This is a genomic window from Pseudomonas monteilii, assembly GCA_001534745.1.
Classification (GTDB): Bacteria; Pseudomonadota; Gammaproteobacteria; order Pseudomonadales; family Pseudomonadaceae; genus Aquipseudomonas; species Aquipseudomonas alabamensis.
Genome location: CP013997.1, coordinates 2,791,808 through 2,806,392, shown reverse-complemented (window position 1 = coordinate 2,806,392; position 14,585 = coordinate 2,791,808). Strand labels below are relative to the sequence as shown.

Genomic DNA, 14,585 nt, shown 5'->3' with positions numbered 1-14,585 from the left:
TGGCCTCAACGGTTCTGGTTCGGGTTCCACTGGCTGTAGCTGTGCCCGCGCAGGAACTGCCACAGGCCCACGCTCATGCCCGCCAGGGTCACCAGCAGGAACGCCGCCAGTCGAAAGGGTTTGGGCAGGCGCCGACGTACGTCGAGCAGACCAAGGACCGCCACGCCGTAACCGATCAGCTGGGCCGCCAGCATCCAGCGGAACAGGCCAGGCTCCAGCGCCAGCCAGAGGTTGGCCAGCAGCAGCGGCAGCAACAGCACCGGGGCCAGGCGGCGGATCAGCTTGTGGCTGATCAGGGCGATGGCGTACAGGCCATGGCGTACCGGGTTGAGCAGCTCGCGCCGCGCTGCCAGGCTCAACAGACCCCCGACGGTGACCCGCTGGCGGCGGCGGAACTGCTTGTCTGCCTCGTCCACCCCCTGGTCGAGCACGATGGCTTCGGGCACGTAGACGATGCGCTTGCCGGCAGCCGGCGCGCAGGTGCTGATGAAGAAGTCGTCGTTGACTTGCTTGGGCACCGCCTGGTACAGCGTGCGGCGCAGCGCCAGCAAGGCGCCGTCGGCCGAGACCATGCAGCCGGTGCGGTTCTCCACCTTGCGCACCCAGGCTTCGTAGTGCCGGTAGAGGCTGTCACCCAGGCTCAGGCCCTTGCCGACCACCGGGATGATCATGTGCCCGGCGCTGGCGCCGACTTCAGGGTCGGCGAACGGTGCCAGCAGCAGGCCCAGGGTGTCGTCGGCCCATTGGTTGTCGGCGTCGGTAAAGACCAGCAGCTCGCCGCGGCTGACTTCGACCCCGGCATTGAGCACACCGGCCTTGCCCAGGCGCGGCAGGTCGAGCACTTCCACCCGCGGGTCGCCCAGGCTGCGTGCCAGCTGCACGGTGGCATCGGTCGAGCCGTCGCTGACCACCACCACCTGCAGGTCGGCGGCCTGGTAGTCCTGGCGCAGCACACTGCGCAGCTTGTCGACGATGTGGCGCGCTTCATTGTGCGCGGCGATCACCACGCTGACCCGTTGCGGCGCGAGCGGGCTCAGGCGGCGACGCGAGAAGAACGGCGCGGCCAGGGTCAGCAGCACGGGGTAGCCGATCCAGGCATACACGGGGAGCAGCAGGCACATCCAGAATACGAGTTCAGCCACGAGCGGGCCTCCTTGCGGTGCGATTGAACAGGCTGAGCACGAAGGCCGCGCCCGCCAGGTGCAGACGAATCCAATGCAGCCCCCACAGCTGCAGCACGAACACGGGGGCACGGTGCTTGAGGCTCTGGCGCAGGCTCAGCACCAGTGCGGGCAGGGCGCCGAACGCGAGCAGCATCAGCGCCAGACCGGCATGACCGGCCGACAGCAGCGCCAGGACCAAGGCATCGAGCAGCCAGATGCCCATCGACAGCAGGGGAAAGCGCAGCAGGCGCAGGCTGGCCCCGTGGCTGCGCAGCAGGTCCAGGTGACTGCCCTGGCGCCACAGCTCCTTGCCGATCCATTCCGACCAGCTGCCTTCGAAGCCCCAGTGCAGCACCACCGGCGCCCGCACGGCGCGCAGGCGTGCGCCGGCTGCGTGCAGGCGCAGGGTGAAGTCCTTGTCCTCGCCGGTACGCAGGCGCTCGTCGAAGCCGCCGACCGCCTCGAACCAGGTGCGGCGCATCAGCAGGTTCGGTGTCGGCAGCCACTGGCTGTCCTGCACCGCCGCGCCGGCACGCAGGGTGCGGCGCTGCCAGGCATAGGCGAACCAGGGCGCCTGGCGCGGCGTGTCGCAGTCCAGGGCGAACACGTCGCCTTCGCCGCGCTGGTGCAGGTCCAGCAGGCGCTGCAGCCAGTCACCTGGCACTTCGATGTCGGCATCGAGAAACGCCAGCCAGTCACCCCGGCTGGCCTGGGCGCCACGGTTGCGCAGGGCGCCGATCGGCAGGCCGGGGACGCTGAGCACCCGTGCACCGTGCTGGCGCGCCAGGCGCGGGCCCTCGTCGCTGGAGCCGTTGTCCACCACCACCAGCTCGCAGCGCAGCCCGGCCACCGTGGCCGCATGACGGGCCGCTTGAAGGGTGCGCACGATGTGCCGCGCTTCGTTGAACATCGGGATTACGAGGCTGATCAGTTGCACAGTGCGACCTCCTGTTGACGGGGTTCGGCGGCCTGGCGCACCAGCACGCCGGACAGCGCCAGCATCAGCCACAGGTACTTGTGGTTGTAGGCGGTCAGGAACATCAGGAAGATGCCCATGGCCATCATGCTCATGGTCAGGTGCGTCATCAGGTCGGCGTTCTCTCGATCACCCCGTGCCAGCCACAGGCGACGTGCGTGCCAGAAGTTGCGGATGGCCAGCAGCACCATGCCGACGAACAGCAGGCCGGCCGGCACGCCGGTTTCGCTGGTCACCTGCAGGTACGTGTTGTGCGCGGCGCGGTACAGCTCGGCGGCCTTGTTGCTCGGGGCGAAGGCCACGGCATAGCCGCTGCGGGCATAGTGCAGCGGGAAGGTGCCGGGCCCGGTGCCCAGCACCGGGCTGTGGGCGATCATCGAACGGCCGACCAAGAGGTACGAGGCACGGCGCCCGAGGGATTCGTCCTTGTGGGCGTTGACGCCCCCCTTGAGCAGCATCAGCGACTGGATCCGTGCGGCGTAGCCCTCGGGCATCAGCGCCGCGCCGGCCGGGATCAGCACGGCCAGGCCGAGCATGGCGAAACCCAGGTGCCGCGGCCGGATGCGTGCCACCTGTTCCCGGTAGTGCACCAGCAGGATGCCCAGGCTCGCCAGCATCACCACCAGCCCCGAGCGCGATTCGGTTTTGGTGATGCCCGCCAGCAACAGAACGCAGCAACCGATCCAGAACAGCCGCAGCGGCAGCCAGCGGGTCTTGATCGCCAGCCACAGCGCCAACGGCATGGCGAAGGTGATCAGCAGCGCGAAGTTGTTCGGGTCGAGCGACGCCGAGGCCCGACCGCCTTGCTGGTACTTGGTCATGAACAGGGCGAACAGGCAGCTGATGCACACCGTGACGGTGACCAGCCGGGCCAGCATCGGCAGGCTCAGTTCGCGGGCCACCAGCAAGGTGATGCCGAAGACGATCAGGCCCACGCTGATTTCGCGCAGATGCGCCAGCGACATCGGCAGCAGGTCGCTGGTCCACAGGCTCAGCAGGTACAGCGCCAGGAACGGCAGCAGCAGCCGCCACTGGTTGCTGGCCAGACGGCTGGCGGGCAGTTGGCGCACGGCCAGTTGCAGGGTGAGGATCAGGATCATGCCCACGCCGACCAGCTTGGCCCCGGACAGCAGCTTGTCCTTGAGGATGCCTTCCAGCGGGACCAGCGCGGCAATCGCCAGCAGCCCCCAGGCCGGCTTGCGGTACAGCACCAGGGTGCCTGCCAGGCCCAGGACCGCGCCTGGCGCCAGGGCCGGATACGGGCTGGCCAGCAGGCCGAGGCTGACCAGGGCCACCAGGCCGACCAGCGACAGAGGGATGATCATGCCAGGGCCTCCCGTGCAGCCAGCCGGTACACCTGCGCCCATTGGCGCGCCAGGGTCGGCAAATGGAAGTGCTCGCGCTGGGTCTGACGGGCGCGGGCCACCAGTTCTTCGGCCTGGGCCGGGTCGTCCAGCAGGGCCTGCAACTGCTGGCCCAGTTCATGGGTGTCCAGTGGCGTGGCCAGCAGCCCGCTGTGCCCGTGGCGAATCACGTCAGGCACGCCACCCACCGAGAACGCCACCACCGGCACACCGTCCTGCATGGCTTCGAGCAGGATCATCGGTGTGCCTTCGGTGCGCGAGCTGATCACCAGCGCATCGAGGCGTGCCATCCAGCGCCGCATGTCGGTCTGGAACCCCGGCAAGCTGATGCGTTCGGTCAGCCCGGCGGCATCGATGCGTGCCTGCAGGGCCGCCCGTTCCGGGCCGTCACCGAGCATCACCGCCCGCACGCGCGGCTCGCGCTGACACAGCGGGATCAAGGTGTCGAGAAACAGGTCCGGGCCTTTTTCACTGCTCAGGCGCCCGACGAAGCCGGCCAGCCAGTGGGCATGGCCGTTGCTGCGCGGGGTGGCGCCCTGCAGCTCGGGCAGGCCGTTGCGGATCACCCGCACTTTGCCGGCCGCCACGCCCGCCTGCTGGTGCAGGCGCTCGATGCTGTCGGCCACGCACACCACCTGGTCGACGGTCGGGGTCCGGCACAGTTGCAGGCTCAGCCAGGTGTAGAAACGCTGCTTGCGGCTGCGCGGGGTAAAGCCGTGCTGGGTGACCACCATCGGCAGGCGCCACAGCGTGGCGCCGACCCAGCCCAGCAGCAGCCCCTTGAAATTGTGGCTGTTGAGCAGCGGGCGCTGGCGGCGTTCGCGCGCCAGCAACCGCAGCAGCGCGAGCAGACTCGCACAGCTCTGGCACTCGATGCCGGCCTGGCGAAAGCGCGTCAGCAGGGCCGGCGGCGCGCCAAGGAACAGCACCCGATGCCGTCCTGGCGTGGCCTGGCAGTGGTCGAGCAGCATGCGTTCGGCGCCGTAGAAGCCGCCGCTGTTGAGCAGGTGCAGGACGGTGCGTGGCGCAGTGGGCGCGGCGGCGTTCAATGCCGCACCCAGTGCATCAGGCGCGGCAGGCTCCAGCGACGGTGCGGGTTGGCCAGGACCGGGGTGTGTTCGTTGATCACCAGCAGCACCGGCAGGCCCAGTTGCTGGCCGATCTGTGCAGGGTGCTTGAAGCGATGGTCGAAGAACTCCTTGACGTAGACCACGGCGATGGCCAGCAGCAGGCCAGTGAGCAGGCCGAACGGGATGATCAGGCCCGGCTTGGGAAAGGCCGCGCTGGTCGGCTCGTATGGCGCGCTGAGGATACGGGCGTTGGACTGGCTGCCGTCGAGCAGGCCCTGGCCACGGCTTTCTTCGTAGCGCTGGGCGTAGGTCGAGAAGGCGCGGTGCAGGGCCTCGATCTCGGTGTCGAGCTGGCGGGTCTGGCTCTGGGTCTCGCGCAGCTGATGGATGCGGGCGGTGTACTCAGCGATGCGCGCGGACTTCTGGTCGATCACCTGCTGGGTCACCGCCAGGTCCTGGGTGCGCTCGCGGATGCGGTTGTCGACCACCTTGAGCAGCTGGCTACGGGTGGCGTTGAGCTGCTCGCGTTGCAACAGCATCGGGTCGGAGCCGGCCTGGAAGATGGCCAGGTCGCTGCTGTAGCGCGTCATCTGGTTGGTCAGCTGTTCGCCGAGCTGCTTGATCTCGCGGTCTTCCAGCGCCAGGTTGTCGACGGTGGTGACGAAGGTGTACGGGAAGCTGTAGTCGGCGAGCTTGGCCGAGTTGGCCGCGGCGCGGCTGGCCTTGAGGTAGTCCAGCCACTGCTGGTTCTGCAGCAGACGGTCGCGGGCCGCGTTGAGTGCCTGCTCCTCGGTGTTGATGGCGTTGAGGCGGAAGGTCATCTCTTCCCGCGGGTCGGACGAGCTGATCGCCTCGAGCAGGTTCAGGCGCTGGGTTTCCAGCTCGCCCAGGCGGGTCTGGTAGTGCAGCTTCTTCTGCTGGTAGAAGGCTTCCGGCAGCTCGTTGGATTGCAGGTCCTGACGGTTCTTCAGGAAGTTCTCCAGCAGGCGGCCGAGGAACACCGTGCCCAGGTGCGCATCCTTGGCCGAGTAGTTCAGCGAGATCACGTTCGAGCCGGGCAGCGCCGCGATGTCGAGCTTGCTCAGCGCCTCGTCGGTCAGGCCGTCGAGTTCGCTGTCGCGTGGCACTGCCTCTTCATCGGCGAACAGGGCCTGCACCGGTGCGATCACGTGCTCGCGCACGGGGGTCAGCAGGTGGTCGCGCACCCAGCTCGGCTCAGGCTGGTAGTAGCCCTCGGTGCGCAGCTGGCTGATGGTCTCGCGGATCAGTGCCGGCGAGCGCAGGATGTTGCTCTCGGTTTCCATGTCCGCCAGGCTCGGCGGGATGAAGGTGTCGGCCTGCTGCCCCAGGGCCGAGCTGGTGTCGCTCTGCGAGAGCTTCTTGGACTGCACGATGACCTGTGCGGGAATGTCGTAGCGCGCGCTGAGCACGAACGGCAGGATCAGGGCGAACACGGCGAAGACCAGGAAAATACGCTTCACCAACTGCTGGTTGGCGAAGAAGATCCTGAAGAACTCGTGTACGTAGTTCTCTTTGGGTTGGGTAATCATGAACATGTCCCTGGTCAATTGCCGATGCTGTTCTTGTTGTCAGCGCGATAGCTGAAGCCGAAGTTGACGCCTTGGAACAGCACCACGTCGGCCAGTTGGCGGCTCAGCTCGCCGGCGCTGGCCAGGGCGGTCTTGGGCACGTAGAGCATGTCTTCCGGTTGCAGGTAGGCGATCTGCGCGCCGCTGCCGTCGAGGGCCTTGTCGACGTCGTAGTGCACGGCCTGCACGTGGTTGCCGGTACGGCGCATGATCACCACCGAGCCGAGCTTGGCCTTGAGGGTCGGGCCACGGGCCAGGGTCAGGGCCTCGAGCACCGAGACCGGGCGGCGGATCGGGAACGACCCTGGCTGGGCGACTTCGCCGAGCACGTAGATCTCGTTGGCGGCGGTGGCCTTGAGCAGCACGTCGACGGTCATCCGGCCGGGCAGGTTGGCGTAGCGCTGGTTGAGGTGGTCGCGCAGCTGGTCCAGGGTCAGGCCCTGCAGCGGCACCGAGCCGATCTCCGGGAAGGTCGCGCGGCCATCGGTGCCGACGATGATGTCGCGGCTCATGCCGCTGCCGGGGTGGCTCAGGGCGCTCTTGAGGTTGGCGTCGCTGCTCATGGGGGTGAGCACGCGCAGGGTCACCTGGTCGCGGTTGTTCTGGAACACCCGCTTGTTGCGAAACTCCTGCTGGATCGCCGCTTCCGCCTGGCTGGCGGTCAGGCCGGCGACGCGCACGGCGGAGTTGGTGCTGGGCAGGGTGATGCTGCCGTCGGGCTGCACCAGCTGGCTGCCGTTCAGGCCGCTGGCGGACAGGAAGTTCAGGTCCACCGTGTCGCCGGGCTGAAGGGTGTAGGTGCCGGTGCTGGTGTTGGGGAAGTGGAAGATCACTTCGAGCACGTCCTGCGGGCGCAGCACCTGCTCGCGGCCGCCCAGCTCGGAGGCCTGCGCCTCGGCGGGTGCGGCGGTGAGGATCTGCACCGGAATCTCGCGGCTCTGCTGACCGGCGCAGCCGCTCAGGGCCAGCACGCACAGGGCGATGGTCGGGTAGTTCATGGTCGTCTCCTGGGCCTGGCTCAGAGGTTGTTGTAGAGCCACTGGGGCATGTAGTACTTGCGTCGGTTGAAGACGCTGCCAATCAGCCGCGCACCGGCCTGGGTCAGGCGCAGGCTGGCGGCCTGGGCGACTTCCAGGCGGGTCTGCTCGGCGCACACCACCAGGATCACGCCGTCGACCATGGTGCCGATCACCAGGCTGTCGGCGTTGACGTAGATGGCCTCGCCGTCGATCACCACGAAGCGGTACTGGTTGCTGAACTGGCGCAGCAGCACGCGCAGACGGTCCGGGTCCAGGCGCTCGCGCCCGCGCAGCCAGGTACCGCCGGGCAGTACGTCGAAGGGCTGGTCGGGCAGGCGCACCACGCAGTCCTGGGCCAGGGGGGGCGTGTCGCGGTCGAACAGCAGGTCGGTGAAGCCGCGCAGCTTGCCCAGGCCCAGTTGCTGGCTGAGGCTGCCGACACCGGCGCAGGTGTCGATCAGCAGCACGGTACCGGCGCTCATCAAGGCCAACTGGCTGGCGAAGGCCAGGGCGCTGGTGCTGGTGCCGCTGCCGCTGTTGGCCGAGGTCAGCAGCAAGGTGCGCTGCTCCAGGTCGAGCACGGTGGCGGTCAGGTTGGTCTCGCTGGGGGTGGCGATGCTCAGGCGCCGGGATATAGAACCGTCCATCTCAACTTGCTCCGTGGCCGCTGAAGACTTTGAAAGGCGTCTTGAGCAGGATCTTCAGGTCCAGCATCAAGCTCTGTTCGTGGATGTAGCTCAGGTCCAGCTGCACGCGCTGGTCGAAGTCGATGTCGCTGCGTCCGGAGATCTGCCACAGGCCGGTCATGCCGGGGTAGATGCTCAGCCGGGCCAGGTGGGCGTCCTCGTAGCGGTAGGCGTTGAACGAGGTCGGACGAGGGCCGACCAGGCGCATGTCACCGGCGACCACGTTGAGCAGGTTGGGCAGCTCGTCGAGGCTGGTACGGCGCAGCAGGGCGCCGATGCGGGTGACGCGCGGGTCCTTGTCGATCTTGAAGTCGATGGCGTCGGCGCCATGCTTGTTCAGGTGGCGCACCGAGTCCTTCAACGCCTCGGCGTTGGCGACCATGGTGCGGAACTTGAACATGCCGAAGGTGCGGCCCCGGTAGCCGGTGCGCTTCTGCACGAAGAACACCGGCCCCGGGCTGCTGCGCTTGACCAGCACGGCCACCACCAGCAGCAGCGGCGAGATCGCCAGCAGCAGGAGCAGCGCGCCCAGGCACGACAGCACGCGGTTGGTGCGCGACAGGGTCCAGGCACGCCCACCGGCCCGCCCGGTCAGCCAGCCGCGCCCTTGCATGTGGATCGCCGCGTCGATGCGCTGGCGATGCGCCGGGTCCAGGCGCTTGTCATGTGTGAGCCTTTCCAGGGTCATGCTTTTTGCCGGTCCGGTCATGCCAGCCTCCGATGGTCGGTCTGCTCGCCGAACGTCGGATCTTGGCCGACCCCTGGCGCGTAGTACTGTTGAAACCAGGCGACGAAGCGCCCGAGCCCTTCGTCCAGGGAAACCCGTGGGGTGAAGCCGGTCACCTGCTCCAGGGCGCTGGCATCGGCCCAGGTGGCCAGGACATCGCCCGGCTGCAGGGGCAGCAGCTCGATCACCGCATCGCGCTGCAGGTGGTGCTCGAGCAGGGCGACGTAGTCGATCAGCTCCACCGGGCGCTGCCCACCGATGTTGAACAGCCGCCACGGTGCCTGGCTGCTGGCCGGATCCGGCTGGGCCGGGGTCCAGTCGGGGCGCGCCACCGGCGGATGCGGGATCAGGCGCACCAGGCTTTCGACGATGTCATCGATGTAGGTGAAGTCGCGCTGGTGACGGCCCTGGTTGAACAGCTGGATCGGCCGACCCTCGCTGATCGAGCGGGCGAAGTGGATCGGCGACATGTCCGGACGGCCCCAGGGGCCGTAGACGGTGAAGAAGCGCAGGCCGCTGCAGGGGATGCCGAACAGGTGGCTGTAGCTGTGCGCCATGGCCTCGTTGGCCTTTTTGGTGGCGGCATACAGCGACAGCGGGTGGTCGACGCCGTCCTGCACACGGTAGGGTGTGTTCTGGTTGGCGCCGTACACCGAGCTGGACGAGGCGTACAGCAGGTGCTGCACCGGGTTGCGGCGGCAGCCTTCGAGCACGTTGAGAAAACCGCACAAGTTGCTGTCGACGTAGGCCTGGGGGTTTTGCAGCGAGTAGCGCACCCCGGCTTGCGCCGCCAGGTGCACGACCACGTCCGGACGCTCGGCGGCGAACAGCCGGGCCACGCCATCACGGTCGGCCAGGTCCAGCGTGTGCAGCGCGAACGGGCCGACCTGCGCTTCGATCCAGCGCACCCGCGCGGTCTTGAGCGCAGGGTCGTAGTAGTCGTTGAAGTTGTCCAGGCCGATGACCTCGTGGCCATCGCGCAGCAGGCGCAGCGTGGTATGCGCGCCAATGAAACCGGCCGCGCCGGTGACCAGGACCTTCACGAGGCGACACCTTGCGGGGCGAGCTGGCGCAGGCCGATCCCGGCATAGTGCAGGCCTTGGGCGGCCAGGTGCTCGGGGTTGTACAGGTTGCGGCCGTCGATGACGGTCTTGGCCCGCAGCTTGGTGGCCAGCAGGGCGAAGTCGACCACCCTGAAGTTCTTCCACTCGGTGCAGATCACCAGGGCGTCGGCGTCCTGCAAGGTGTCGTCACGGGTGGCGCACAGGTGCAGGTCGTCGCGGTAGCCGTAGAGGCGCCGGCATTCATCCATCGCCTCGGGGTCGTAGGCGCGCACGCTGGCGCCCTCGGCCCACAGCGCTTCCATCAGGTAGCGGCTGGGCGCTTCGCGCATGTCGTCGGTGTTGGGCTTGAACGCCAGGCCCCACAGTGCGATGGACTTGCCTGCCAGCTGGCCGCCGAACTGCTGCTTGAGCTTGGTGAACAGCACGTGCCGCTGACGGTCGTTGACGTCGCTGACGCTTTGCAGCAGGCGCAGGGGCATGCCGCTGTGCTCGGCGGTGTGCAGCAGCGCCTTGATGTCCTTGGGGAAGCACGAGCCGCCGAAGCCGCAGCCGGGGTAGATGAAGTGATAGCCGATGCGCGGGTCCGAGCCAATGCCGCGACGGACCGCCTCGATGTCGGCGCCCAGGGTCTCGCTCAGGTTGGCCAGCTCGTTCATGAAGCTGATGCGCGTGGCGAGCATGGCGTTGGCGGCGTACTTGGTCAGCTCGGCGCTGCGGTTGTCCATGAACATGAGCTTTTCGTGATTGCGGCAGAACGGCGCGTACAGCTCGGCCATCTGCGCGCGTGCCACCTCGTCCGGGGTGCCGACGATGATCCGGTCCGGGCGCATGCAGTCGGCCAGGGCGCTGCCTTCCTTCAGAAACTCCGGGTTGGAGACCACGCGCACCTGCAGGTGCGCCTTGCCCAGCGCCTGCAACTCGTCGCGGGCCAGGGCCAGCACCTTGTCGGCGGTGCCGACCGGCACGGTGGACTTGCAGATCAGCGTACGGTCGGCCTCCATCAGTTGGGCGATCTGGCGGGTCACCTCGAGCACGTGGGACAGGTCGGCCGAGCCATCTTCGTCGGGCGGGGTGCCGACCGCGATGAAGATCAGCTCGGCATGGGCGACCGCGTCGCTGGCCTGGGTGCTGAACAGCAGGCGACCCTGCTTGATGTTGTCCTCGAGCATGGCGGGCAGACCGGGCTCGCTGATCGGCGGTACCCCCATGCTCAACTGGTTGATCTTGTGCGTGTCGATGTCCACGCACAGGACTCGGTGCCCGACGTCTGCCAGGGCGGCTGCTTGTACAAGACCGACGTAGCCGGTGCCAAATACGCTCACGTCCATGTCGGCGTGCCTCGCATTGAAGGATTGAAGGAAAGGGCGAACTGACTGTGTGAAATTCTTTATAGCGCAGCTTGTCGGCTTTGCGTCAAATGAATGGCATGTTAAGCGGGGATTACACCGGGTCAGATTAAGGCTCTTTGCCATCAAACCCTTCTGAAACGGGGGTTTGGCGGTGAAACTTATTTGACGGAACGTGGTCATCGATCCGATGAACGGTCGTAAGTGGCTGAAAATAGGGGTTTCTGCTGATAGAGAGGGGTTCTGGACGCAATAAACAGGCGCCAACTTACAAACTGGTTTTATCGTCAAAAAAACGTCTTTTTTGAAAGGTTGTTTATTTTTTAGACAAATTTAGCAGGCGAGGGTGGGGGAAGGTCCTTGGTTGACGTGTTTCAAATATGAAACGGTTTGGCGGGCGTAGACGGGTATGAGCTGGAGGCCAGCAGGTCCATGAAGTCGTGTGAGGGACTCAAGGCAGCTCGTTGGAGACAGGGCAGGGCCGACGTGACTATCGCGCGACGGCTACCCGATCAAGTGTTCGAGCCGTGCGCGTTCCCAGGTGCTGAGCAGCTCGATGGGGTCGGTGCCAAGGCGGGACCACTGCTCGGCTGTGCCTTGACGGCCTTGCGCGTCACGCGCCTGGAGGCAGGACAGGTGTTGTTCATCGCTGAGCAGCACGAGTGTGCAATCGTCGATGGCAAGGCTCAGGCGGCCTGGATGAGCCGTCAGCACGTTCAGGTGCGCGGTGCCCAGGGCTGCATCGCGCAGCCATTGGCAGACCTCGCGGCTGGTCAGGGGTGGCGAGGCGGGGGCGGGAAGGGAGTCTGGATCAGGTAGAGGCATCGTCACACGCCCTGTTGAAACGCTTCTGGGAGGAGAGCCTGGCGGCCCCGACATGAAAGCCGGCCTTGTGGCAGGCCTGTCAGGCGGTGTGCCTTCGCAGGCCTCATCGCCGGCAAGCCGGCTCCCACAGGTCTCGGTTCCACGCGTTTGTCAGTCCGTGGCATCAACAGGTGGGAGCAACTGTCTTTTCTACTGGGTACATGCCCGACCGCATGCGGCGCCTGGCAGGGCCCTATCGCTGGCAAGCCAGCTCCCACCCAGACCTCTGCAGCCATCGATGTAGTCATGGCTGCGCAAAGAGCTTGTGGGCGCCGCGATAACCTGTAACGCCGCGGTATGGCTATGGGTGTGGGAGCGGGCTTGCCCGCGATGCAGGCAGTGAGCAACCAGACCTTGTCACGAGCAAGCAGACGCCTCTGAGGCACGAGGGCCCTTCTCAGAAATTCGCCGGCGTGTTGGCGCTGATGATCTCGGCCTCGTCAGGCCCGATGTTCTTGAAGCTGTGGGGCAAGGTGGTGGGGATGTAATAACCATCCCCCGACCCCAGCACGCTGACCTGGCCATCGACCCACAGCTCCACCGTGCCGCGTGTGACCAGCCCGCACTCCTCACCCTGGGTGTGCACGATCGGCTCGCCCGAGTCGGCCCCGGGGGCGTACAGCTCGCGCAACAGACGCATCTGGCGGTTCTCGACGCTGGCGCCGACCAGCAGCATGCGCAGCCCGTTGCGGCCCAGGTCCGGCTGCTCGCCGGCGCGGAACACGTAGCGCTCTTCGCGCGCAGGCTCGTCGAAGCTGAAGAACTCGGCCAGGGACATGGGAATGCCTTCGAGCAGTTTCTTCAGCGAGCTGACCGACGGGCTGACCCGGTTCTGCTCGATCTGCGAGATCGTCGAGTTGGTCAGGCCGCTGCGGCGCGCCAACTCGCGTTGCGACAGGTTGCTGCGTTCGCGTACCAGCTTGAGTCGTGTCCCCGTGTCCATAGCCGCCTTAGATGAGAGGTATCGAAAATGATGGGCGGAGCATTAAAACACACTCCGCCGCACGGCGCGCTGTGCGCAGGGCAGGGATTTCGGGCATGAGGCTTAGGCCAGCTCCAGCCAGATCGGCGCATGATCCGACGGTTTGTCCATGCCGCGCAATTCAAGGTCCACGCCTGCGCCCTTGAGCCGTGGCAACAGGCCGTTGGAGGCCAGGATCAGGTCGATGCGCAGGCCGCGCTTGGGGGTGTCCTCGAAGCCGCGGCTGCGGTAGTCGAACCAGCTGAAGCAGTCGTTCACCTCGGGGTGCAGGTGGCGGAAGCTGTCGGTCAACCCCCAGTCCTTGAGCCGCTGCATCCATTCGCGCTCCTCCGGCAGGAAGCTGCACTTGCCGGTCTTGAGCCAGCGCCGGGCATTGTCCGGGCCGATGCCGATATCGCAGTCCTGCGGCGAGATGTTCACGTCGCCCATCACCACCAGCGGCTGGTCAGGGGTGAACTGGCCTTCCAGCAGCTGCTGCAGGTCATGGTAGAAGCGCTGCTTGGCCGGAAACTTGGTGGGGTGGTCACGGCTTTCGCCCTGGGGGAAGTAGCCGTTCATGATGGTGATCGGCAGGCCATCGGCATCGGCGAAGGTGCCCCAGATGAAGCGCCGCTGTGCATCGTCCTCGTCGGTGGCAAAGCCCTTGTGCAGGCTCAGGGGCGCCTGGCGCGAGAGCAGGGCGACGCCGTAATGACCCTTCTGCCCATGGAAATGCACGTGATAGCCCAGGGCTTCGATGTCGGCGAAGGGGAACTGCTCGTCGCTGACCTTGGTTTCCTGCAGGCCGATGACGTCGGGCTGGTGTTTCTCGATCAGCGCGGCCAACTGGTGCGGGCGGGCGCGCAGGCCATTGATGTTGAACGAGATGATCTTCATGGGCTGGGCCATCCTGAGAAAAAGGTGCCGATCCTAACGGACATTGGCGTGGCTCACCAGCGCGACGCCGGGTCACGGGTGCTGCCAGGCTCGATGGACTCAGGCCCTGTTTCGGTCGAGTCAGGGGTGAACGATTGGCCCTGCGCGAGTCTCCAAGGCTCTCACGATGCCGCTGCCAGGAGGCCAGCCCGCCATGCCCGAAACCATTGCCCCACCCGCGCGCCTCTGCCTGCTCGACCGAGGCTATCGCCGTGAAACCCGTGCCTTGCTGTTCGAGGCCTATCGCCGGGAGCCGGCCGTCGGCCACCTGCTCGACGCCGACCGACCCGGCTTCGAGCGCCGTCTGCGCACGGTGATCCGTGCCTGGGTGCGTCAGCATTACTACCTGCAATTGCCCGCCCTCGGGTTGATGGTCGGCGACGACCTGGTAGGCGTCGCCTTGATTACACCACCCCTGCGTCGGCTGGGTGTCACCGATAGCTGGGTCTGGCGTTTGTGGATGTGGTCAGGGGTGGGGCTGCGACGTACACGGCGTTACCTGGACTACCAATGGGCGATCAACGGCTGCCTGGCCAGCCCTCAGGTGCACCTGCTGCCTTGGCTGGGCATCGACCCACGCTTCCAGGGTCGGCACTACGGCGAGCAGTTGTTGCAGGCGGTCCATGCCTGGTGTGCCGACGATACCGATTCGCACGGTGTCGTGCTGGCGACCGGCAATGCCCATTACCTCGATTTCTGTCTGCAGCAGGGGTACGAGGAGGTCGGCGAAGTGGCCCTGGGCCCGGTGCGCGAGCGGGTCTTCCATCACCCGTTGCCGTCGTCGGCCGAGGTGCCTCAGGCCTGACCTGGCAGACATGTC

Annotated in this window: 14 protein-coding genes; 2 read left to right on the top strand and 12 right to left on the bottom strand. The window is 66.6% G+C overall.

Annotated elements, in window-relative coordinates; genetic code table 11:
• Window positions 1-5: 5 nt before the first annotated feature.
• The 10 genes from APT63_12105 to APT63_12060 are packed head-to-tail and all read right to left on the bottom strand — an operon-like array spanning window position 6 to window position 10,986.
• The gene (locus APT63_12105) at window positions 6-1,142 is read right to left on the bottom strand and encodes a glycosyl transferase family 2 (protein ID AMA46305.1); all 1,137 of its coding nucleotides are present in this window, start codon (window positions 1,140-1,142) and stop codon (window positions 6-8) included.
• Window positions 1,135-2,073 (bottom strand): glycosyl transferase family 2, encoded by a 939-nt coding sequence (locus APT63_12100; protein ID AMA47877.1) that lies wholly within the window; start codon window positions 2,071-2,073, stop codon window positions 1,135-1,137. Before APT63_12100 ends, APT63_12105 begins: the two co-directional genes overlap by 8 nt.
• Before the next feature lie 17 nt (window positions 2,074-2,090).
• Window positions 2,091-3,464, bottom strand: a complete 1,374-nt coding sequence (locus APT63_12095) for a polymerase (GenBank protein AMA46304.1) — start codon at window positions 3,462-3,464, stop codon at window positions 2,091-2,093.
• Window positions 3,461-4,552, bottom strand: a complete 1,092-nt coding sequence (locus tag APT63_12090; GenBank protein AMA46303.1) for a glycosyl transferase family 1 — start codon at window positions 4,550-4,552, stop codon at window positions 3,461-3,463. Before APT63_12090 ends, APT63_12095 begins: the two co-directional genes overlap by 4 nt.
• Entirely contained in the window at window positions 4,549-6,123 is a 1,575-nt protein-coding gene (locus APT63_12085; protein ID AMA47876.1) for a lipopolysaccharide biosynthesis protein, read from the bottom strand. The genes APT63_12090 and APT63_12085 overlap by 4 nt, the downstream gene beginning before the upstream one ends.
• A gap of 14 nt (window positions 6,124-6,137) precedes the next feature.
• The gene (locus APT63_12080; GenBank protein ID AMA46302.1) at window positions 6,138-7,160 is read right to left on the bottom strand and encodes a polysaccharide biosynthesis protein; all 1,023 of its coding nucleotides are present in this window, start codon (window positions 7,158-7,160) and stop codon (window positions 6,138-6,140) included.
• Window positions 7,161-7,180: 20 nt separating this feature from the next.
• Window positions 7,181-7,828, bottom strand: a complete 648-nt coding sequence (locus APT63_12075; GenBank protein ID AMA46301.1) for a cobalamin biosynthesis protein CobQ — start codon at window positions 7,826-7,828, stop codon at window positions 7,181-7,183.
• 1 nt (window position 7,829) lies between these two features.
• Window positions 7,830-8,576 (bottom strand): sugar transferase, encoded by a 747-nt coding sequence (locus APT63_12070; GenBank protein ID AMA46300.1) that lies wholly within the window; start codon window positions 8,574-8,576, stop codon window positions 7,830-7,832.
• Window positions 8,573-9,637, bottom strand: coding sequence for a UDP-glucuronate 5-epimerase (locus APT63_12065; protein ID AMA46299.1), 1,065 nt, complete (start codon window positions 9,635-9,637; stop codon window positions 8,573-8,575). Before APT63_12065 ends, APT63_12070 begins: the two co-directional genes overlap by 4 nt.
• Window positions 9,634-10,986 carry a UDP-glucose 6-dehydrogenase gene (locus tag APT63_12060; protein AMA46298.1) on the bottom strand — a complete coding sequence of 451 codons (1,353 nt, stop codon included), beginning with the start codon at window positions 10,984-10,986 and terminating at the stop codon, window positions 9,634-9,636. The genes APT63_12065 and APT63_12060 overlap by 4 nt, the downstream gene beginning before the upstream one ends.
• Before the next feature lie 408 nt (window positions 10,987-11,394).
• Between APT63_12060 and APT63_12055 the strand changes: the two genes are divergently transcribed.
• Complete coding sequence (locus tag APT63_12055; GenBank protein ID AMA46297.1) at window positions 11,395-11,823, top strand: hypothetical protein; 429 nt, start codon at window positions 11,395-11,397, stop codon at window positions 11,821-11,823.
• 442 nt (window positions 11,824-12,265) lie between these two features.
• On the opposite strand, the gene APT63_12050 is transcribed toward APT63_12055, so the two are convergent.
• Together APT63_12050 and APT63_12045 are read right to left on the bottom strand one after the other, a co-directional pair.
• Window positions 12,266-12,811 carry an XRE family transcriptional regulator gene (locus tag APT63_12050; protein AMA46296.1) on the bottom strand — a complete coding sequence of 182 codons (546 nt, stop codon included), beginning with the start codon at window positions 12,809-12,811 and terminating at the stop codon, window positions 12,266-12,268.
• A gap of 102 nt (window positions 12,812-12,913) precedes the next feature.
• Window positions 12,914-13,726, bottom strand: a complete 813-nt coding sequence (locus APT63_12045; GenBank protein AMA46295.1) for an exonuclease III — start codon at window positions 13,724-13,726, stop codon at window positions 12,914-12,916.
• A gap of 193 nt (window positions 13,727-13,919) precedes the next feature.
• Between APT63_12045 and APT63_12040 the strand changes: the two genes are divergently transcribed.
• On the top strand, window positions 13,920-14,570 hold the full coding sequence (locus tag APT63_12040) for a GNAT family acetyltransferase (protein ID AMA46294.1): 651 nt from the start codon (window positions 13,920-13,922) through the stop codon (window positions 14,568-14,570).
• The last annotated feature ends 15 nt before the right edge of the window (window positions 14,571-14,585 follow it).